Below are 19673 nucleotides of genomic sequence, written 5' to 3'. Positions count from 1 at the left end.
GCTTCCAAACTCCCCCGTATTGAAGCACACCACCCGGTGATCCGGGGCACCAGCGGCCATGGGGCCGCCCAGTACGAAGGAGTTGATCCATGAGCGATTTGCCCAACACCACCCTGCCGCTGGCCCCTGCCGCCTCGTCCAGGGGCGCGATCCAGCGCCCTGAATCCGTGGTCGGCGCAGTCGCCGCGGTGGCTGGCATCGCGGTGCGTGGCGGTGTGGAGGTGGAGTGGGCACGGCACCTCGACGAGGTCCGCCAGGCGCAGAAGCTGCGCTTTGACGTGTTTGCCGGGGAAATGGGCGCTCGATTGACGACCCCCGTTCCCGGCCACGACGTGGATCTGTTCGACGACTACTGCGAGCACCTCCTGGTGCGCGATGCGGCCAGCCGGCAGGTGATTGGCACCTACCGGGTGCTGACCCCCGCCCAGGCCAGGCGCGTGGGCAGCACCTACAGCGACACCGAGTTCGACCTGACGCGCCTGCGCACGCTGCGCCCGCGCATGGTGGAACTGGGCCGCAGCTGTGTGCATCCTGAGCACCGCCATGGCGGCGTGATCATGGCCCTGTGGAGCGCCCTGGCCGACTTCATGGTGCGCAACCAGCTCGACACCATGATCGGCTGCGCCAGCATCCCCATGCTGCACAACGGCGTGATCAGCGGCGATGCGGCCGCGAGCATCTGGAACCAGGTGCGCCAGACGCACCTGGCACCCATCGAATACCACGTGCTGCCCCGCCTGCCGCTGCCCGTCGAGCGGCTCGATGGCTCGGTCTTCGTGGAGCCGCCGGCCCTGATCAAGGGCTACCTGCGCCTGGGTGCGCGGGTGCTGGGTGCCCCGGCCTGGGACCCGGACTTCAACACGGCAGACCTGCCCATGCTGATGCGCCTGGCAGACCTGCACCCCCGTTACCGCAAGCACTTCCTGGGGGCCTGATGCGCGCCGCGTTCGACGCGCTCGGCGACTGGACTGCACACGTGGGTGGTGGGCAGGACACTGCCGCCGACGCCGACGACGCGCATCCACCGGGCCACCGCCACCTGCGCGCGGTGTTCATCTCCGACCTGCACCTGGGCACACCCGGCTGCCAGGCCGAGGGCCTGCTCGACTTCCTCAAGCACCATCCGAGCGACCACCTCTACCTGGTGGGCGACATCGTGGACGGCTGGCAGCTGCGCCGCCGCTGGTTCTGGCCCCAGGCCCACAACGACGTGGTGCAGAAGCTGCTGCGCCGTGCGCGCAAGGGCTGCCGCGTGGTGTTCGTGCCCGGTAACCATGACGAGTTCGCCCGGGCCTTCGTCGGCCATTCGTTCGGCGGCATCGAGGTGGCCGAAGACACGGTGCACACCACGGCCGACGGCCGCACCCTGTGGGTGACGCACGGCGACTACTTCGACGGCGTGATCCAGTGCGCCAAGTGGCTGGCCTACGTGGGCGACAACCTCTACGAATTCACGCTCAAGCTCAACCGCCACCTGAACACCCTGCGTGCGCGCATGGGGTTGCCGTACTGGTCGCTCTCGGCCTATCTCAAGGGCAAGGTGAAGACGGCGCTCAACTATGTGACGGACTTCGAGGTCGCCGTGGCCGCCGAGGCCCGCCGCCGCGGCCACGATGGCGTGGTGTGCGGACACATCCACCGCGCCGAGATGCGCGAAATCGACGGCATCCTGTACTGCAACGATGGCGACTGGGTGGAAAGCCACACGGCGCTGGTCGAGCACATGGATGGCCGCCTGGAACTGGTGCAGTGGCACAGCCTGCCAGGGCACCAGGCGAAAATGCAAACCCGCAGCAGCGAGATGGCCGTATGAAAATCGCCTTGTTGTCCGACGCCTGGGCCCCGCAGATCAACGGCGTGGTCACCACCCTGGTGGAGCTGGTGCGCTACATGGAGAGCGCCGGGCACCAGGTACACGTGATCGAGCCGGGCATGTTCAAGACGCGCCCCTGCCCGGGGTACCCGGGCATCGACCTGGCTGTGCGCCCCGGGCGCGAAATCCAGCGCATCCTGGACGAGCTGCAGCCCGACGCCATCCACCTGGCGACCGAAGGCCCCATCGGCTGGGCCGGGCGCAGCTATTGCCTGCGCCGCAAGCTGGCCTTCACCACGGCCTTCCACACCCGTTTCCCCGAGATCCTCAATGCGGCGGCGCACATTCCGCTGGGCATGGGTTACGCGCTGTTCCGGCATTTCCACCGCCCCTCCTCGGGCGTGATGGTGCCCACGGTCGGTGTGCTCAAGATGCTCGAGCGCCGGGGCTTTCGCAACCTGCGACAGTGGACGCACGGCGTGGACACCGTCGCCTTCAGCTACCAGGGCGAGGCCACGCCCCATCCCCTGGTGGGCGCGCTGGCCCACCCGGTCGCCCTGTACGTGGGGCGCGTCTCGTACGAGAAGAACATCGAGGCCTTCCTGCAGCTGGACATGCCGGGCAGCAAGGTGATCTGCGGCGTGGGGCCGCTGGAGGAGCGCCTGAAGGCCCGCTATCCCCAGGCACGCTGGCTGGGCATCCTGGACCGCGACACCCTGGCGGGCGTGTACGCGGCGGCCGATGTGTTCGTCTTCCCCAGCCGGTCCGAAACCTTCGGCCTGGTGATGCTGGAGGCCATGGCCTGCGGGACACCCGTGGCGGCCTACTTTGAGGACGGCCCGATGGAGGTACTGGGCGCCCATGCCGGCGGCCAGGCGCGCGGCGGCGTGCTGGACAACGACCTGATGACCGCGGCCCAGAACGCGCTGGCCGTGCCACGGCACGAAGCGCGCAACCGGGCGCTGGAGTTCACCTGGGCCCACGCGGCCCGCCTGTTCCAGCAATTTCTCGTTCCTGCACGCAAGCGCGGTGATGACGAGGCGCTGTCTGTCACGGGTTCTGTCACACGACTGTCATCAAATCGTTAAGCACCCGCAATACACTGCGTTTGTCTGTACCAGCGGTGCCGGTTCCGTGCCCCCATGCATCCTCTTCTTTCGAAAAACAACGTGACCCAGCCGATTGACCGCCCTGACGACCGACCCGCAGACCGGCAGGGCACCGACCCCGAAGTTCCGCACCAGGCCGCAGTGGTGCCTGCCCTTGCGCAGGAAGGGGCGGTGGCAACGATGTTTCTGGACCGGGACCACAGCATCCTGGACTTCAATGAGCGGGTGTTCGACTGGGCTGTGCGCACCGATGTGCCCCTGCTGGAGCGCCTGCGCTACCTGTGTATCGTTTCCTCTAACCTGGATGAATTCTTCGAGGTGCGCGCTGCCGCGCACCTGACGGCCGCCAAGAGCGGGGATGACAAGGGTGTGTACACGGCGGCGTCCTTCGTGGCGCTGTCATCCAAGGCCCATGACCTGGTGGCGCGCCAGTACTCGCTGTACAACGATTCCCTGGTGCCCGAATTCGCCCGGCACGGCATCCGCATCGTCTCGCACGGCGAGCGCTCGGCCACCCAGCGCCGCTGGGTGCACGAGTACTTCATGCGCGAGGTGCGCCCGCTGCTGATCCCGGTGGGGCTCGACCCGGCCCACCCGTTTCCCCAGGTGGCCAACAAGTCGCTCAACTTCATCGTGCGGCTGCAGGGGCAGGATGCCTTCGGCCGCAAGAACGAAGTGGCCATCGTCAAGGTGCCGCGCGCCCTGCCGCGCCTGGTGCGCATGCCGCAGCGCCTGGCCGGCAAGGGCGAGTCGCTGTTCGTCAGCCTCTCCAGCATCATCCGCGCGCACCTCGATGACCTGTTCCCCGGGCGCGAAGTCACCGAGTTCTCGCAGTTCCGCGTCACGCGCCACTCCGATCTGGCGCTCGACGAGGAAGACGTGCGCAACCTGCGCACGGCCCTGCGCCAGGGCCTGCAGCACCGCCACTACGGCCAGGCCGTGCGGCTGGAGGTGTCGGCCGGGTGCTCGCAGTTCCTGTCGCAGTTCCTGCTGGAACAGTTCGACCTGCCCGAGCCGGCGCTGTACCGCGTGCACGGCCCCGTGAACCTGGTGCGCCTGACGCAGCTGGTGGACCTGGTGAACGACCCCGCGCTGCTGTTCCCCCCGTGGCGCTCGGCCTGGCCGCGCCAACTGGTGCGCGGCGTCTCCATCCTGGAGCAGCTGCAGGAGCGCGATGTGCTCATGCACCAGCCCTTCGAAAGCTTCGATGGCGTGCTGGCCTTCCTGCGCGAGGCGGTGAACGACCCGCAGGTGCTGGTCATCAAACAGACCATCTACCGCACGGGCGCCGACTCCGCGCTCATGGACCTGCTGACCGAGGCCGTGCGCCGCGGCAAGGAGGTCATGGCCGTGGTGGAGCTCAAGGCACGCTTCGACGAAGAGGCCAACATCAACTGGGCCGAGGCCCTGGAATCCATCGGCGCGCAGGTGGTGTACGGTGTGGTGGGGCTCAAGACCCATGCCAAGATGCTGCTGGTGACCCGGCGCGAGGGGCGCCAGCTGCGCCGCTACGGCCACTTGTCCACCGGCAACTACAACCCGCGTACCGCGCGCCTGTACACCGACCTCAGTTACCTCACGGCCGACGAGGACACCACCGCCGACATGGATGGCGTGTTCAACCACCTGGCCAGCCAGAACCGGCCGCCCAAGCTGCGCAAGCTGCTGCTCGCGCCCTTCCACCTGCAGCGCCGCATGATCGAGAAGATCGAGCAGGTGGGCCTGGCCGCCAGCCGCGGGGAGGATGCGCGCATCGTCGCCAAGATGAATGCGCTGACCGACGAGGCGCTGATGCGCGCGCTGATCGTGGCCGGCCAGCGCGGCGCGCGCATCGACCTGATCGTGCGCGGGGCCTGCATGCTGGCGGCCCAGGTGCCCGGCGTGACCGACAACATCCGTGTGCGCTCGGTGATCGGGCGCTTCCTGGAGCACACGCGGGTCTTCTACTTCCGCGCCGGCAGCGAGGAAGACCTGTACCTGTCCAGCGCCGACTGGATGAACCGCAACATGATGCGCCGCGTGGAACTGGCCTGGCCCGTGACCGAGCCGGGCCTGCGCCGCCAGATCGTGGACGAATGCCTGGTGGCCTACCTGCACGACGACCGCGACGCCTGGACCCTCACCCCGGACGGTACCTATGCCCGGGCGCCCCGGCCCGAGGACGGGCAGGGCGCGCAGGAGGCGCTCATGGTGCGCTATGGGCCGTCTGCGCCGGTGGCGCGGGTGGCGCAGCAAGGAACGTGATGATGGACCTGATCCTGTGGCGCCATGCCGAGGCCGAGGAAGCGGAGGACGGCACGGACGACCTCACGCGGGCATTGACGCCGCGTGGAGAAAAGCAGGCCGCCCGCATGGCCGCCTGGCTGGACCGGCAACTGCCCGAAGGGCTGCGCGTGCTGGCCAGCCCGGCCCGGCGCACCGAGCAGACGGCCGATGCGCTGGGACGCAAGTTCAAGATGCGCGCCGAGCTGCTGCCCGGCGGCACCCCGGAGGACCTGCTGGAGCTGGCCCAGTGGCCGCGCGCGCGCGGCGCCGTGCTGATCGTCGGCCACCAGCCCGTACTGGGGCAGACGATTGCCCAGTTGCTGGGCTTTCAGGCGCAGGAGTGCGCGGTGCGCAAGGGCGCCGTCTGGTGGCTGCGCCAGCGCCAGCGGCTCGACGAGAGCCAGACCGTTCTGATGGCGGTGCAGTCCCCTGAATTCATCTGAACCAGCCACCGGACAAAAAACGGCCCAAGGGCCGTTTTTTTACTTGCGGCCGTTCTTGGCCGCAGGTGCGTCGGCCTTCGGGCGGCCGGTCTTGATCGAGGGCACGGCCTGCAGGGCGCTGCGCAGGGCGGTGTCGGACAGGCCGGCCAGGAGCTTGAGGCCGGCGCGCAGCAGCTCGCTCTTCTTGGCGGGCTGGGCCAGGGTGGCGGCACGCTGCTTGAGCGTTTCGACCACGGCGTACTCGTCCTTGGGGATGGTGAAGCTGTCGCGCACGAGCTTGGGCTTCTTGGCCTTGGCTTCCTTGGCGGGTGCGGGGGCCGCGCTCTTGGCGGCAGGCTTGCTGGCGACGGGCGCAGCCGCCTTGGCCTTGGCGGCGGGCTTGGCAGGGGCGGCAGGCTTTGCGGCGGCCTTCGGTGCGGCTGCAGGCTTGGCAGCGGCGGACTTCCTGGGGGTCTTGGCGACCTTCGCTGCGGTGGCTGCCTTGGTGGCGGCCGTGCTCTTTGCGGCTGCGGGGGCGGCGGCGGGAGCCGCTGCCGGGGTGGGGGTGACGGCAGGGGTGGTGGATGCAGTGCTGGTCATGGCATGGAAAGAGTAAAACGGTATAAACAGTTTATACCGTTTTTCTTTTCAGGTCACGGCAGCTCTGCCACCAGTTCCCATGGGGTCTTTTGCCAGGCTACCATTTCCTCGCGCAGCAGGTGGGCCGACTGCGGGTAGCCCACCGCCCAGCCGCGGCGTGCCGCCAGCAGGAAGCGGTTGCCCCTGAGCTGCAGCTGCAGGCCTTCGGTGTCCGGGTCGCGGCGCGCATGGCACAGGGCCACGGCCAGCCGCAGGCACAGCAGCTGCAGCGCGAACCCGGAGTCTTCGAGGTCCACATCGAGCTTGCGCACCTTGCCGCGCTGGCCCAGCACCAGCTGGCCCAGGCGGTGCAGCTCGGGCATGGCAAAGCCGGCGGCGTCGGTGTTGTCCAGAATGTAGGCGCCGTGGCGGTGGTAGTCGCTGTGCGAGATGCGGCAGCCGATTTCGTGCAGGCGCGCGGCCCATTCGAGCTTGCGCGAGGCGCGCTCGCTGCCGGCGGGTGCCGCCTGGTCGAACAGCTGGCAGGCGATGCGGGCCACGCGCTCGGCATGCTCCACGTCCACGCCAAAGCGCTGCATGAGCCCGTGGACCGTGGTGCTGCGCAGGTCGGTACCGGGCTGCTCGCGGTCGAGCAGGTCGTACAGGGCGCCCTGGCGCAGCGCGCCCTGGGCCACCTGCATCTGCTCGATCGCAAGCAGGTCGAACACGGCGCGCAGCACGCTGATGCCGCCGCCGATCACGGCACGGCGTTCGTCCTTGAGGCCATCGAGGCGGATGCGGTCGGCGCTTTGCGCGCGCAGCAGGCGCTCCTGCAGCCAGTCCAGGCCCTCGCGCGTGATCAGGTCCTCAGGCCCGCCCGCGGCGGCGAGGATGTCGCCGACCGCCCCTGCGGTGCCGGAGGACCCGTAAGCCACATCCCAGCCATCGGGTCGGAAGGTGGCCAGGGCCTCGTCGAGCACGGCCTTGGCCGCGATCTCGGCGGCCATGAAGGCCTGGGGCGTGAACGCGCCGTTGGCGAAATAGCGCGAGGACCAGGCCACGCTGCCCACGCGGAACGAGGCCACGGCGTGCGGGGTGAACTGCTGGCCCAGAATGAGTTCGGTGGAGCGCCCGCCGATGTCCACCACCAGGCGCCGCTCGTCGGACTGGGGCAGCAGGCGCGCCACGCCCTGGTAGATCAGCCGGGCCTCTTCGGGGCCCGAGACCACGTCGATGGGGTAGCCCAGCACCTGGCTGCCGCGCGCGATGAACTCCTCGCGGTTGCGCGCCTCGCGCAGGGTCTGGGTGGCCACGGCGCGCACCTGGGTGCGCGAAAAACCGGCCAGGCGCTCGCCGAAGCGCGCCAGGCAGTCCCAGCCGCGCTGCATGGCGTCCGGGGTCAGGTTGCGGTCCTCGTCCAGGCCATTGCCCTGGCGCACGGTTTCCTTGAGGTATTCGACGCGCTGGATATGGCCGTGCTCGTAGCGGCCGATTTCAAGGCGAAAGCTGTTGGATCCCAGATCCACGGCAGCGAGCAGTGTTCCGTTGTGCATGGTGGTGCGCGGCGTGCGCTGTTTTCCTTTCGGCCCAGCATAGCATCTGGGCCGCAGTGAGACAGTCATTTGGTCACCCGCTGGAGCATTTCTGACCGCAGCAAGCATTGAAATAGGCGCTGCCCAAGCCAGCGCTCCCGCGCAAGGGCCGCCCCGCCGCGAAGGCGGCGTATCCAGCGCTTGCGCTGGGAGCGTCCCCCTCCTGCATTGCGTGGCAATGCGGGAGAGAGGGGGAAGGCGCGAAGCGACTCAGGGGGTGCGTCGAATCATCCAATGATGCGTCCTGCAGTGGTGAGCATGCTCTGCGTGACGTAGGCGTTGGCGCGCTGGCGTCCCTGGTAGTTGACGGCATAGCCGCCAACGTTCACTGCAGCGCGCTTCTGCAGCGCGGCCAGCATGCTGGCGCGGGTGACGGGGCCGCTGATGCCGGCCATCACCTCGGCGGTGTAGCGCGCGGCAATGTAGCCTGCCAGGCCCAGGGGGGAGGGGGGTTCGTCGTAGAAGCGGGCCAGCGCATCGCGGTAGCTGCGCACCACGGGCAGGCTGGCATTCACCATGGGCACGGCCTGGGTGACGATGACCGAGGCCTTGGCTGCGGTGGGGCCCATCTGCGCCAGCACCTGCAGGTTCACATCGGCCAGGGCGACCACGTAGCACTGGCGGCCCTGCGGCAGGGCGAGCTGGTCGAGAAAGGAGAACAGCTCCGGCGTGCCGCCGATGAACAGGATGATGCTCTGCTCCACGCGCGTGCCGGCGCCCGGCCGGGTGCCTGCGGCGGGCAGGGGCAGGGTTTGCACCTTGAGCGACATGGACTTGGCGGCATGGGCCACCATGGCCTGCGACTGGCGCTGCACGGCCGGGCTGGCATAGGTGACGCCCACCGTCTGCACACCCATGGTGGCCAGGTTCTTGATGGCGTGGGCAATCTGCGCTTCCTGTCCGGCAAAGATGTCGAACACGGTGTCGCTGGTGGCCGTGGTGCCGGCCACGGCTGCCGTATCGTGCAGCCAGGGGGCGACGATGGGCAGCGGCGCGTCCGAGGGCGCCTTGGCCTGCAGGGCAATCAGGCCGCTGGCGGCCGCGTTGCCGACACAGCCCGACAGGGCGATGCAGCTGGACTGCTTCTGTGCGGTCTGCCAGACGGATTGCAGGCCTGCGGGCGTGCCATCGGTCTCCAGTGTCAGGTGCTGCACGGGGCGGCCGTGGATACCACCCTTGGCATTGGTCTCCTGCCAGGCCGTGCGCGAACCGACAATGAAATCGCGGCTCACGTCCTGCTGGTCGGGGGACAGATCGGCCACCTGGGCCACCACATGGGGGCGCTCGCCATCCGATTTCTTGGCGGATGGCTCCGTCCCCTGGGCCCAGGCATTGCCGGCCAGGCCCAGGGCCGCCACCCCCTGCAGCCACTGGCGGCGCTGGACGCCGGGTTGGCTGGGGCGAGGGGTGCGGTCCATGTCGGTGGGGCGGGCCGGACGTGCTTACTTCTTGGGAGGCATCAGCACGCGGTCAACCACGTGCACCACGCCGTTGGTGGCCACGATGTCGGCCTTTTCCACCATGGCTTCTTCCACTGTGACGAAGCTGCCGGCACGCGACAGGGCGACATTGGCGCCGTTGAGCGTCTTGGCATTGCCGTTCTTGACCTGCTCGGCCTTCATGCTGCCGGCCACGATGTGGTAGGTCAGCACTTCCTTGAGCTGGGCGGGGTTGGCCTGCAGGTCGGCCAGGGTCTTGGCGGGAACTGCCTTGAATGCGTCGTCCGAGGGGGCGAACACAGTGTGGGGGGCTGCCGCCTTGAGGGTGTCGGCCAGGCCGGCCTGGACTGCCAGCTTGTTGAAGGTGCTCAGCGAAGGCGTCTTTGCAATGGTGCTGTCGAGGGTGGCGGGCGCAGAACCGGTGCTGGCGCAGCCGGCCAGGGCGGCGGCCGCAGCCAGGGCGAGAGCGGATTGCAGTGCGTAACGGCGGAACATGTGATTCTCCAGGTAGATAGCCGATTCATCTCGGTGGCGGGAGACTAAGCAGCTCCCGTGACAGCGGGATGACAAACGTAAACGCCTGTACAGAGGAAAAGGTTGTGTGACAACCGACCTGGGTGTCACGACAATGTCACATACGGATCCTAGAGTCGCCTCATCCCAACTCACTCTCCCAAGAGGTATCTCCATGAAAATGTCCGCGATTCGGGTCCTTGTAGCTGGTGTCGTTGCTGCTGGTGCGTTCTCCCAAGCCATGGCGCAGCAGGAAGCCACCGGCGCAGGCGCCAGTTTTCCGGCGCCTCTGTATTCCAAGTGGGCTGCTGACTACAACAAGGCCACGGGCATCAAGATCAACTACCAATCGGTGGGTTCGGGTGCCGGCATGCGCCAGATCGAAGCCAAGACGGTGGACTTCGGTGCTTCGGACGCTCCCCTGAAGGACGACGAACTGGCCAAGAAGGGCCTGGTGCAGTTCCCTACCGTGATCGGCGGCATCGTGCCCGTGGTCAACATCAAGGGCATCGCTCCCGGCCAGATGAAGCTGAGCGGCCAGGTTCTGGGTGACATCTACCTGGGCAAGATCACCAAGTGGAACGACGACGCCATCAAGGCCCTGAACCCCGGCTTGAACCTGCCTGACGCTGCCATCGCCCCCGTGCGCCGCGCCGACGGTTCGGGCACGACCTTCGGTTTCACCAACTACCTGAGCAAGGTCAACGCCGAGTGGAAGTCCAAGGTCGGTGAAGGCACGGCCGTGAACTGGCCCACCGGCGCCGGCGGCAAGGGCAACGAGGGCGTCGCCGCCTTCGTGGGCCGTCTGCCCAACTCCATCGGCTACGTGGAATACGCCTACGTCAAGCAGAACAAGCTGACCTACGTGCAACTGCAGAACGCCGCCGGCAACTATGTCTCTCCTGACGATGCCACCTTCAAGGCCGCTGCCGCAGGCGCCGACTGGGCCAAGAGCTTCTACCAGATCCTGACGAACCAGCCTGGCAAGGATTCGTGGCCCATCACCTCGGCCACCTTCATCATGATGCAGAAGACGCAGGACAAGCCCGTGCAGGCCACCACGGCCCTGAAGTTCTTCGACTGGGTCTATGCCCAGGGCGACAAGACCGCTGCGGACCTGGACTATGTGCCCATGCCCGACAGCGTGAAGGCCATCATCCAGAAGTCCTGGGGCGACATCAAGGACACTTCCGGCAAGGCCGTAGCGTTCAAGTAATTTGACAGGGCCGGCGATAAGCCGGCCCTTCAACTTCAAATCCATTGAATTCAAGGCAAACAACGTGTCCACAACGATGCCGGTCCGCGACAATCCGTCCATGACGACGGCCCCTTCGCGCACTGAGAAAATGCCCCCTTCCCCCCACCGCCCCCTGATCTCCGGCGTGCTGGCCGACAAGCTCTTCGGCTTCCTGGCCCGCGGCGCGGCCGTGCTCACGCTGCTGTTGCTGCTGGGCATCCTGGCCTCGCTGGTGGTTGGCGCGTGGCCCTCCATCGCCAAATACGGCCTGGGCTTTCTCACCAGCACCACGTGGGACCCCGTGCAGAACGAGTACGGCGGTCTGGTGATGATCTACGGCACGCTGGCCACCTCTGCCATCGCGCTCCTGATTGCCGTGCCTGTGAGCTTCGGCATCGCCCTGTTCCTGACCGAGCTGTCGCCCTCCTGGCTCAAGCGCCCCCTGGGCACCGCCATCGAGCTGCTGGCCGCCGTGCCCTCCATCGTCTACGGCATGTGGGGCCTGATGGTGTTCGGTCCCATCCTGTCGACCTTTGTCCAGCAGCCGCTGCAGTCCCTGTTCCAGGGCGTTCCCTACCTGGGAGCGCTGGTCTCCGGCCCTCCAGTGGGCATCGGTATCCTGTCGGCCGGCATCATCCTGGCCATCATGATCATCCCGTTCATCGCCTCGGTGATGCGCGACGTGTTCGAAGTCACGCCCGCCCTGCTCAAGGAATCGGCTTACGGCCTGGGCTCCACCACCTGGGAAGTGGTGTGGAAGGTCGTCCTGCCGTACACCAAGACCGGTGTGCTGGGCGGCATCATGCTGGGACTGGGCCGTGCACTGGGCGAGACCATGGCCGTGACCTTCGTGATCGGCAACATGAACCAGCTGCAATCGCTGTCGATGTTCGAGGCCGCCAACAGCATCACCTCGGCCCTGGCCAACGAATTCGCCGAAGCCGGTGAAGGCCTGCACCAGGCCTCGCTGATCTACCTGGGCCTGGTCCTGTTCTTCATCACCTTCGTGGTGCTGTCGCTGTCCAAGCTGCTGCTGTCCCGCCTGCAAAAGAACGAAGGAGCCCGTTCGTGAGTACCGCACCGACCACTTCGCAGCGCCTGCTGTCCGCCGCAGACCTCGACGCGCAGCGCCAGGCACGCTACAACAAGCGCAAGCGCCTCAACCAGGTCGCCCTGGTGCTGTCCCTCGCCGCCATGGCCTTCGGCGTGTTCTGGCTGATCTGGATCCTCTGGGAGACCGTCCGCCTGGGCGTGGGCGGCCTGAGCGTGGCCCTTTTCACGCAGATGACGCCGCCGCCCAACGATGTGGGTGGCGGTATCTCCAACGCCATTTTCGGCTCGCTCGTGATGGTGCTGCTGGCGACGTTCGTGGGCACGCCCATCGGCATCCTGGCCGGCATCTACCTGGCCGAATACGAAACCAAGAGCCTGCTGGCCTCGGTGACGCGCTTCGTCAACGACATCCTGCTGTCGGCGCCTTCCATCGTGATCGGCCTGTTCGTGTATGCCGTGGTGGTGGCGCGCTTCAAGAGCTTTTCGGCCTACGCCGGCATCCTGGCGCTGGCACTGATCGTGATCCCGGTGGTCATCCGCACCACCGAGAACATGCTGGTGCTGGTGCCCTCCAGCCTGCGCGAAGCCGCCTACGCCCTGGGCACGCCCAAGTGGAAGGTCATCACCATGGTGACGCTGCGTGCAGCGCGTGCCGGCGTGATCACCGGTGTGCTGCTGGCCGTGGCCCGCATCGCCGGCGAAACCGCTCCGCTGCTGTTCACCGCACTGAACAACCAGTTCTGGAACGCCGACCTGAGCAAGCCCATGGCCAGCCTGCCGGTGACCATCTTCAAGTTCGCCATGAGCCCGTATGAGAACTGGCAACAGCTGGCCTGGGCCGGTGTGTTCCTCATCACCGTCGCCGTTCTCGGCCTGAACATCCTGGCGCGGGTTCTGACCCGCCAAAAGTAAGCCCCAGCAGCAAGAAAGACACCCTCATGTCCGCTATCCTCAACAACGAAGTGTCCTCCAAGTCCAAGATCACGGTGCGTGACCTGAACTTCTACTACGGCAAGTTCCACGCGCTCAAGGGCATCAACCTCGACATCCCGGAAAACAAGGTCACGGCCTTCATCGGCCCCTCGGGCTGTGGCAAGTCCACGCTGCTGCGCACCTTCAACCGCATGTTCGAGCTCTATCCCGAGCAGCGCGCCGAAGGCCAGATCGTGCTGGACGGCGAGAACCTGCTGACCAGCAAGAAGGACGTGGCCCTGGTGCGCGCCAAGGTCGGCATGGTGTTCCAGAAGCCCACGCCGTTCCCGATGTCGATCTATGACAACATCGCCTTCGGCGTGAAGCTGTTCGAGAGCCTGAGCGCCACCGACATGGACGACCGCGTCGAATGGGCCCTGCGCAAGGCGGCGCTGTGGAACGAAGTCAAGGACAAGCTCAACCAGACCGGCTCCGGCCTGTCGGGCGGCCAGCAGCAGCGCCTGTGCATTGCCCGCGGCATTGCCATCAAGCCTGAAGTACTGCTGCTCGACGAACCCTGCTCGGCGCTGGATCCGATCTCGACCGCCAAGGTCGAAGAGCTGATCGCAGAACTGAAGAACGAGTACACCGTGGTCATCGTGACCCACAACATGCAGCAGGCCGCGCGCTGCAGCGACTACACCGCCTACATGTACCTGGGCGACCTGGTCGAGTTCGGCGAGACGGAACAGATGTTCTTCAAGCCGCAGCGCAAGGAAACCGAAGACTACATCACCGGCCGTTTCGGCTAAGGAGACAGCAATGCCCGACAAGCACCTTTCGTCGCAGTTCGACTCCGAACTCAACAGCGTCTCGGCCCGCGTCATGGAAATGGGCGGCCTCGTGGAGTCGCAGATCCGCCAGGCCGTGTACGCCCTGTCCCAGTTCAACATCGAAGCCGTGGAGCAGGTGGCCGCCATCGAAGTGCGCGTGAATGCCATGGAAGTGGAGATCGACCACGAGCTGTCTTCCATCATCGCGCGCCGCCAGCCCACCGCCCGCGACCTGCGCCTCTTGATGGCCTTCTCCAAGGCCACGGCCAACCTCGAGCGCATGGGCGACGAGGCCAACAAAATGGCACGCATGGTGCGCTCCATCATCGAGAGCGGCGCCGCGCGCTCGCTGCCGTCGAGCGACCTGCGCGTGGCGGCGGAGCTGGCCTCCGGCCTGTTGCGCAAGACGCTGGACGCCTTCGCCCGCCTCGATACCACCATGGCGGTGGCCATCCTCAAGGAAGACGACCTGATCGACAAGGAATTCGATGGGTTCGTGCGCAAGCTGGTCACCTACATGATGGAAGACCCCCGCACCATCTCGCCCAGCCTGGACCTCTTGTTCCTGGCCAAGGCCATCGAGCGCATCGGCGACCATTCGAAGAACGTGGCCGAACTCATCATTTACCTGGTCAAAGGCAAGGACGTGCGCCACACGGCCCTCGATGAGATCGAATCGGCCGTGCTGTAGGCCCGTGAACGCTGTATGAGAAAGTTACCCCGAGTTCTGATTGTCGAAGACGAACCTGCGATCGCCGAGCTGATCGCGGTGAACCTGCGGCACAACGGATTCCAGCCGTTCTGGGCCGAAGATGGCGATTCGGCCCAGCGCGAGCTCGATGCCGTGCTGCCCGACGTCATCTTGCTGGACTGGATGCTGCCCGGCCAGAGCGGCCTGTCGCTGGCCCGCAAGTGGCGTGCCGATGCCCGCACCAAGCCCATCCCCATCCTCATGCTCACGGCCCGTGGCGACGAGCCGGACAAGGTGGCGGGCCTGGATGCCGGGGCGGACGATTACATCACCAAGCCGTTCTCCACCCAGGAGCTGCTGGCGCGCATCCGCGCCGTGCTGCGCCGCCGCGCGCCCGAGCAGGTCAGCGACAGCGTGACCATCGGCGACCTGGTGCTCGACGCCGGCACCTACCGTGTGGCCTTCCAGGGCCAGCAGCTCAAGGTGGGGCCCACCGAGTTCAAGCTGCTGCACTACCTGATGAAGCATGCCGAGCGCGTACACAGCCGTTCGCAGCTGCTGGACAAGGTCTGGGGCGACCATGTCTTCATCGAGGAGCGTACCGTGGATGTGCACGTCAAGCGCCTGCGCGAAGCCCTCGGCTCCGCCTCCGTGATGGTGGAAACGGTGCGCGGCGCGGGTTATCGGCTGACGGCACAATCGCAGCCGCAGGCCCAGAAGCTGCAGGCTTGATTGAAGGCTGGGCGGCAATACGTTGGCGAAAGGGCGCAGCGATTGCGCCCTTGTGTTTTTTGAGAAGGCTTTGCGATCCGCATGCTTTGGCGATTCACGTATTTTGTGCTCCTGCAACTGCTTGGCGCGGGGCTCGGCTGGTGGGAAGGTGGGCCCTGGGGGGCTGGGCTCGGGGCGGCGATAGCGGGTTGGGCCTGGTTCGTGTGGGACATGCTGCGGGGGGCCCGCGTGCTGCGCTGGCTGCGCACGGGCGAGTTGTCGCGCGCGCCGGTCATGCGCGGCATGTGGGGCGAGGCGGCTGATCGCACGCGGCGTCTGTTGCGCCTGCAGGCCCAGGAAGTGCAGGGCAGCCAGAACCGGCTGCAGGAGATCCTGGCGGCGCTGCAGGCCACGCCCAATGGCGTGGTGCTGCTCGATGCCCAGGGACATATCGAGTGGTGCAACCAGATGGCCGCCGCCCATTTCGGATTCGACGCGCAGCGCGACGTCATGCAGTCCATCGGCAACCTGGTGCGGGATCCGGAATTCACCGCCTACTACACGGCCCAGGACTTCACGCACGATGTGGTGCTGGAGGGGCGCTACAGCACCTCTTCACGCCCGGTGCGCATCTCCGTGCACCTGCATCCCTACGGTGACGGGCGCACGCTGCTGCTGTCGCGCGACGTGACGGCGCTGGAGCAGGCCGAGGCCATGCGCCGCGACTTCGTGGCCAATGTTTCGCACGAGATCCGCACCCCGCTCACGGTGCTCATCGGCTTCGTCGAGACGCTGCAGACCCTGCCGCTGGCGCAGGACGAGCGGGCCCGCTACCTGGGCATGATGTCCCAGCAGGCAGCGCGCATGCAGAGCGTGGTGCAGGATCTGCTCACGCTGTCGCGCCTGGAGGGCAGCCCGCCGCCCGGCATGGCCGAGTGGACGCCGGTGCAGGGCCTGTTGCAGCGCTGCGAGGAAGAGGGCCGGGCCCTGTCGGCCTTGCTCACGCAGAACCAGCAGCGCCCGCATACGCTGCTGTTCCCGTCCAAGGCGGATCTGCTGGCCCAGGGCGACGTGGCCGGCGCGCAGGCCGAGCTGCAAAGCGCACTGTCCAACATCATCAACAACGCCGTGCGCTATACACCCGCGGGCGGAACGATCACGGTGGACTGGGTGCGCAAGGAAGACGGTTCGGCCACGTTCTCGGTCAAGGACACGGGCCCGGGCATCGCGTCCGAGCACATCCCGCGGCTGACCGAGCGCTTTTACCGCGTGGACCGCAGCCGCTCGCGCGAAACCGGGGGCACGGGCCTGGGCCTGGCCATCGTCAAGCACGTGCTGCAGCGCCATGGCGCCACGCTCAGCATCCAGAGCACCCTGGGCAAGGGCTCGACCTTCTGCGTGACCTTTCCGGTCAACCGGTTGCGCGCGCCAGCGCCGCAGGCGCTGGCAGCCTGAGCGCACGCCAGAGCATGGCGGCAAACAGCGCAGCCGTCACGGCCAGGGCGGCCGCGCTGGCGGCCCAGAAGGTGGCCGGTGTGGCCACCGGGCCCCAGGGGCCCAGGCCCTGGTAGGCCAGCAGATAGCCGCCGCCCAGGCCTGCGCCCCAGAGCAGCGTGCAGTACACCACCAGCGGTGCCACCGTGATGCGGTAGCAGCGCAGCACGAACACGCACAGGGTCTGCAGCGCATCGGCCACGTGGTAGGCCGCCACCCAGGCCAGCAGCCCGCCCGTCACCGCCACCACCTGCGCATTCGATGAATACAGGGCGCCCAGGTGGTTGCGCCCGAGGAGCATCAGCACTGCCAGGATAAGGCCCATGGCGCAGGCCAGGCGCATGCCCAGCAAGGCCACGCTGCGCGCGCGCAGCGGCTCCCCCGCCCCCAGCCACCAGCTCACGCGCGCACTGGCGGCAATCGACAGCGACAGCGGCACCATGTACAGCACGGCCGCCAGGTTGGAGGCGATCTGGTGCGCTGCCGAGGCCACCGTGCCCTGGCGCGCGATGAACAAGGCCATGAGGGTGAAGGAGGTGACCTCCACCATCACTGCCAGGCCCGCCGGCACCCCCAGGCGCGCAAAGCCTGCGATGGTGGGCCAGTGCGGGCGCTCCAGCGGCTTCCACAGGGCCAGCGGCTGGTACAGCGGCTGGGTGCGCAGCAGCCAGAGCGCCAGGGCCAGCATGCTGCAGTTGACCACCAGCGTGGCCCAGGCGCAGCCCATGGCGCCCTGCGCCGGCAGGCCCACGCCGCCAAAGGTGAACCAGATGGACAGCGGCACCTTGATGAACAGCGAGCCCACCTGCAGCCAGGTGACCAGCTGCGGGCGCCCGAGCGCCTGGTTGAGTGTGCTGTAGATGCGGAACAGCAGGGCCGGCGGCAACGCGAGTGCCAGCACGGCCAGGTAATTTTCGACCTCGCTGCGCAGTGCATCGGGCACCTCGGTCCAGCGCAGCACGGCACCGGGCGAGAGCAGCACGGCCATGCCCAGGGCGCTGGCCACCGCACACAGGTACAGCGACTGGCGCAGCGAGGCGCCCAGCTGCTGCTGTTGCCCCGCACCGCGCTGCTCGGCCCACACCGGCAGCAGGGCGCTGAGCACGCCTATGAGTGCCACGTAGACGCTGATGAAGATGGCCGAACCCACCGACAGCGCCGCCAGCGAAGCCTCGCTGTAGCGGCCCGCCACGATGGTGTCGGCCACGCCGAAGGCCATCACGGCCAGTTGCCCGGCCAGCACCGTCACGGCGTGGCGGGAAATGGTCGACAGCTCGCTCATCAGGGTTTGGTTTCGGTTTCGATGCGGCGGAACACCAGCAGGAAGTCGGTCTTGTCGGTGGGGCGCGCCACGGTGGCCACACGCTCCCATTGCAGGCCGTCCACCGCGGAGGCGGGAGCGGGCCAGGAGGCGATGTCCGAGACCAGCCACTCGCAGCCGGCCACCGACAGGCTGGCCGGGTGCAGCGTGAGGCCGGCGTGGTACTGCAGGGCTGCCACTTGGGCGCGGCTCAGCCCCACGGTCTGCACGCAGCCAGGGCCCTCCCCGACGACGGCGGTGATGGCGCGCATCTGCGGTACGTAGCTGCGCGCGAAGTCCAGCAGCGGCAGCCAGATGCTCATGAGCAGCAGCCAGCTCAGGGCCGCGCCGCTGGCCGGCAGCACCAGGCTCTTCCAGATCGGCGCGCGGTTGCGCGAGGCGCGCCACCACACCAGCGCGCACCAGCCCACCGAGGCCGCCAGCGCCACCACCAGGGCCAGCAGAGAGAACTGCGGCACGAAGCCGGGCGCCAGCTTGGCCACGTTGGCCGCCGGCTTGGCCGGCACGCCGGTCTGCATGGCGATCCAGATCACCCAGATGGCCAGCGCCGAGACGCTGAAGAAGATCAGCGTGAACCAGTCGATCAGCGCCCCCATGCTGCGGCTGAGCGTGGGCAGCGCAAAGGCCGCCAGCGCGGCCAGCGCCGGCAGGCCCAGCAGCAGCGCGCGGTCGGCCGGCTGGGTGGTGATGGTGGCCGCGACCGAGACCGCCGTGAACCACAGCGGCAGCAGCAGGTGGCGGTGCCATTGGCGGCTGGCGATCTGCTTGCGCCAACGCCACAGCGTCCACAGCGCCAGCGGCCAGGCCGGCCAGCCGAACCAGACCAGCAGGCGCGCCAAGCTCGCCCACTCCTTGCCGCCGCCCTCGGTGCTGACAATGCGCCAGCGCCACAGGTCGAGCTGCCAGGCCAGCGCCGCGGCGGCCACGATGACCAGGACGGTGGCCACCGCCCAGGCCTTGCACTGGCGCTCGTCCTTGCCAGGCAGGTGCAGGGCCAGCAGCACGCCGCTGGCACCCAGCAGCGCCGTAAGGGCCGGTGCCCCGGCGAGCGTGAGGCCGAACGCCCCCACGAGCATGGCCGCCCACGCTTTGCCGGAGTGGTAGGGGAGGGCTGCGAAGGCAAAGAACAGGAAGGAGGTGCAGCTCAACTGCACCAGGTAGCTCGTCACTTCGTGCGAGAGCTGGGCCAGGCCCAGGCAGGCGATCAGGGCGAGCAGGGCGCCGTCGGCAATCGCGCGTGCGTAGTCGAGCGGGGTTGCCTCGCCGCCGAAGGCGAAGGCCACGGGCTGCGCGCCCGGGCTGCGCGCCAGGTAGTACACGCCGTACCAGGTGGCCATGAGCGTGAGCGCCAGCAGCGCGGCAAACGGGATGCGCACGGCCATTTCGGGCGACAGCCAGGAGGGCGCCCACTGGATCGCCAGGGCCCCGATCCAGTAGGGCAGCAGGCCTTCGGTCTCGGGCGCCATGCCGCCCAGCAGCGGATTGAGCCAGGGGGTGCGGCCATGCGCCAGCTCCAGCATGTAGCCGTAGGCGGTGATGTCGGCGCTCTTCCACGGAGCGCGGCCCACGAAGCCGGGGATCACGTAGGCAATGCACAGCAGCATCAGGGCCCAGCGTGGCAACGGCCGCACGGCATTCTGGGTGACGATGGCTGGGGTGGGTGGATTCACGCGTTGGTCAGGGGCTTTG

The 19673-nt window shown here is 67.6% G+C and carries 18 protein-coding genes; 12 read left to right on the top strand and 6 right to left on the bottom strand.

What is annotated here, in order from left to right; translation table 11 throughout:
- Window positions 1–89 precede the first annotated feature (89 nt).
- From AC07X5_RS13845 to AC07X5_RS13825, 5 genes are all read left to right on the top strand, one after another.
- Window positions 90–935 carry a GNAT family N-acetyltransferase gene (locus AC07X5_RS13845; RefSeq protein ID WP_494770633.1) on the top strand — a complete coding sequence of 282 codons (846 nt, stop codon included), beginning with the start codon at window positions 90–92 and terminating at the stop codon, window positions 933–935.
- Complete coding sequence (locus AC07X5_RS13840; protein ID WP_494770632.1) at window positions 935–1813, top strand: UDP-2,3-diacylglucosamine diphosphatase; 879 nt, start codon at window positions 935–937, stop codon at window positions 1811–1813. Before AC07X5_RS13845 ends, AC07X5_RS13840 begins: the two co-directional genes overlap by 1 nt.
- Window positions 1810–2901 carry a glycosyltransferase family 4 protein gene (locus tag AC07X5_RS13835; protein WP_494770631.1) on the top strand — a complete coding sequence of 364 codons (1092 nt, stop codon included), beginning with the start codon at window positions 1810–1812 and terminating at the stop codon, window positions 2899–2901. Before AC07X5_RS13840 ends, AC07X5_RS13835 begins: the two co-directional genes overlap by 4 nt.
- Window positions 2902–3102: 201 nt before the next feature.
- On the top strand, window positions 3103–5166 hold the full coding sequence (gene ppk1, locus AC07X5_RS13830) for a polyphosphate kinase 1 (RefSeq protein ID WP_494770689.1): 2064 nt from the start codon (window positions 3103–3105) through the stop codon (window positions 5164–5166).
- A complete protein-coding gene (locus AC07X5_RS13825) occupies window positions 5166–5630 on the top strand; it encodes a SixA phosphatase family protein (RefSeq protein WP_494770630.1) in 465 nt (154 codons plus the stop codon). Before ppk1 ends, AC07X5_RS13825 begins: the two co-directional genes overlap by 1 nt.
- 39 nt (window positions 5631–5669) lie before the next feature.
- Here AC07X5_RS13825 and AC07X5_RS13820 read toward each other — a convergent pair whose 3' ends face one another.
- The 4 genes from AC07X5_RS13820 to AC07X5_RS13805 all read right to left on the bottom strand — a co-directional run bounded on the left by AC07X5_RS13820 (window position 5670) and on the right by AC07X5_RS13805 (window position 9714).
- Window positions 5670–6209: a hypothetical protein gene (locus AC07X5_RS13820; RefSeq protein ID WP_494770629.1), complete on the bottom strand. Its 540-nt coding sequence runs from the start codon at window positions 6207–6209 to the stop codon at window positions 5670–5672.
- Window positions 6210–6262: 53 nt separating this feature from the next.
- Window positions 6263–7741 (bottom strand): Ppx/GppA phosphatase family protein, encoded by a 1479-nt coding sequence (locus tag AC07X5_RS13815; RefSeq protein WP_494770628.1) that lies wholly within the window; start codon window positions 7739–7741, stop codon window positions 6263–6265.
- 266 nt (window positions 7742–8007) lie between these two features.
- Window positions 8008–9198, bottom strand: coding sequence for an ABC transporter substrate-binding protein (locus tag AC07X5_RS13810; protein WP_494770627.1), 1191 nt, complete (start codon window positions 9196–9198; stop codon window positions 8008–8010).
- Between the two features lie 24 nt (window positions 9199–9222).
- Window positions 9223–9714 carry a fasciclin domain-containing protein gene (locus tag AC07X5_RS13805; RefSeq protein WP_494770626.1) on the bottom strand — a complete coding sequence of 164 codons (492 nt, stop codon included), beginning with the start codon at window positions 9712–9714 and terminating at the stop codon, window positions 9223–9225.
- Between the two features lie 193 nt (window positions 9715–9907).
- Between AC07X5_RS13805 and pstS the strand changes: the two genes are divergently transcribed.
- From pstS to phoR, 7 genes are all read left to right on the top strand, one after another.
- Window positions 9908–10948, top strand: coding sequence for a phosphate ABC transporter substrate-binding protein PstS (gene pstS / locus AC07X5_RS13800; RefSeq protein WP_409955344.1), 1041 nt, complete (start codon window positions 9908–9910; stop codon window positions 10946–10948).
- Window positions 10949–11078: 130 nt separating this feature from the next.
- Window positions 11079–12041: a phosphate ABC transporter permease subunit PstC gene (gene pstC / locus AC07X5_RS13795; protein WP_409955342.1), complete on the top strand. Its 963-nt coding sequence runs from the start codon at window positions 11079–11081 to the stop codon at window positions 12039–12041.
- Window positions 12038–12934 (top strand): phosphate ABC transporter permease PstA, encoded by an 897-nt coding sequence (pstA, locus tag AC07X5_RS13790; RefSeq protein WP_409955340.1) that lies wholly within the window; start codon window positions 12038–12040, stop codon window positions 12932–12934. Before pstC ends, pstA begins: the two co-directional genes overlap by 4 nt.
- A 26-nt stretch (window positions 12935–12960) precedes the next feature.
- Complete coding sequence (gene pstB, locus AC07X5_RS13785; protein ID WP_409955338.1) at window positions 12961–13746, top strand: phosphate ABC transporter ATP-binding protein PstB; 786 nt, start codon at window positions 12961–12963, stop codon at window positions 13744–13746.
- A gap of 10 nt (window positions 13747–13756) precedes the next feature.
- Window positions 13757–14458, top strand: a complete 702-nt coding sequence (phoU, locus tag AC07X5_RS13780) for a phosphate signaling complex protein PhoU (protein WP_409955336.1) — start codon at window positions 13757–13759, stop codon at window positions 14456–14458.
- 15 nt (window positions 14459–14473) lie between these two features.
- Window positions 14474–15190 (top strand): phosphate regulon transcriptional regulator PhoB, encoded by a 717-nt coding sequence (gene phoB / locus AC07X5_RS13775; protein WP_494770625.1) that lies wholly within the window; start codon window positions 14474–14476, stop codon window positions 15188–15190.
- 81 nt (window positions 15191–15271) lie between these two features.
- Window positions 15272–16624 carry a phosphate regulon sensor histidine kinase PhoR gene (phoR, locus tag AC07X5_RS13770; protein WP_494770624.1) on the top strand — a complete coding sequence of 451 codons (1353 nt, stop codon included), beginning with the start codon at window positions 15272–15274 and terminating at the stop codon, window positions 16622–16624.
- On the opposite strand, the gene AC07X5_RS13765 is transcribed toward phoR, so the two are convergent.
- Window positions 16581–17945 (bottom strand): MATE family efflux transporter, encoded by a 1365-nt coding sequence (locus AC07X5_RS13765; RefSeq protein WP_494770623.1) that lies wholly within the window; start codon window positions 17943–17945, stop codon window positions 16581–16583. The two genes, phoR and AC07X5_RS13765, sit on opposite strands and share 44 nt — an antisense overlap.
- Window positions 17945–19654 (bottom strand): hypothetical protein, encoded by a 1710-nt coding sequence (locus tag AC07X5_RS13760; protein ID WP_494770622.1) that lies wholly within the window; start codon window positions 19652–19654, stop codon window positions 17945–17947. The genes AC07X5_RS13765 and AC07X5_RS13760 overlap by 1 nt, the downstream gene beginning before the upstream one ends.
- Between the last annotated feature and the right edge of the window lie 19 nt (window positions 19655–19673).

Source organism: Acidovorax sp. GW458-11-26-14-TSB4, assembly GCF_059423865.1.
The sequence above is the reverse complement of the archived record's forward strand: the minus strand, read 5'-3'. Positions and strand labels throughout refer to the sequence as shown.

What these genes read in the sequence shown, in the direction of transcription:
- phoB (WP_494770625.1), top strand. Translation starts at nt 14,474, where the DNA reads ATGAGAAAGTTACCCCGAGTTCTGATTGTCGAAGACGAACCTGCGATC.
- pstC (WP_409955342.1), top strand. Translation starts at nt 11,079, where the DNA reads ATGCCCCCTTCCCCCCACCGCCCCCTGATCTCCGGCGTGCTGGCCGAC.
- AC07X5_RS13820 (WP_494770629.1), bottom strand. Translation starts at nt 6,209, where the DNA reads ATGACCAGCACTGCATCCACCACCCCTGCCGTCACCCCCACCCCGGCA.
- phoU (WP_409955336.1), top strand. Translation starts at nt 13,757, where the DNA reads ATGCCCGACAAGCACCTTTCGTCGCAGTTCGACTCCGAACTCAACAGC.
- pstS (WP_409955344.1), top strand. Translation starts at nt 9,908, where the DNA reads ATGAAAATGTCCGCGATTCGGGTCCTTGTAGCTGGTGTCGTTGCTGCT.
- pstB (WP_409955338.1), top strand. Translation starts at nt 12,961, where the DNA reads ATGTCCGCTATCCTCAACAACGAAGTGTCCTCCAAGTCCAAGATCACG.
- AC07X5_RS13840 (WP_494770632.1), top strand. Translation starts at nt 935, where the DNA reads ATGCGCGCCGCGTTCGACGCGCTCGGCGACTGGACTGCACACGTGGGT.
- ppk1 (WP_494770689.1), top strand. Translation starts at nt 3,103, where the DNA reads ATGTTTCTGGACCGGGACCACAGCATCCTGGACTTCAATGAGCGGGTG.
- AC07X5_RS13805 (WP_494770626.1), bottom strand. Translation starts at nt 9,714, where the DNA reads ATGTTCCGCCGTTACGCACTGCAATCCGCTCTCGCCCTGGCTGCGGCC.
- phoR (WP_494770624.1), top strand. Translation starts at nt 15,272, where the DNA reads ATGCTTTGGCGATTCACGTATTTTGTGCTCCTGCAACTGCTTGGCGCG.
- AC07X5_RS13815 (WP_494770628.1), bottom strand. Translation starts at nt 7,741, where the DNA reads ATGCACAACGGAACACTGCTCGCTGCCGTGGATCTGGGATCCAACAGC.
- AC07X5_RS13845 (WP_494770633.1), top strand. Translation starts at nt 90, where the DNA reads ATGAGCGATTTGCCCAACACCACCCTGCCGCTGGCCCCTGCCGCCTCG.
- AC07X5_RS13835 (WP_494770631.1), top strand. Translation starts at nt 1,810, where the DNA reads ATGAAAATCGCCTTGTTGTCCGACGCCTGGGCCCCGCAGATCAACGGC.
- AC07X5_RS13810 (WP_494770627.1), bottom strand. Translation starts at nt 9,198, where the DNA reads ATGGACCGCACCCCTCGCCCCAGCCAACCCGGCGTCCAGCGCCGCCAG.
- AC07X5_RS13765 (WP_494770623.1), bottom strand. Translation starts at nt 17,945, where the DNA reads ATGAGCGAGCTGTCGACCATTTCCCGCCACGCCGTGACGGTGCTGGCC.
- AC07X5_RS13825 (WP_494770630.1), top strand. Translation starts at nt 5,166, where the DNA reads ATGATGGACCTGATCCTGTGGCGCCATGCCGAGGCCGAGGAAGCGGAG.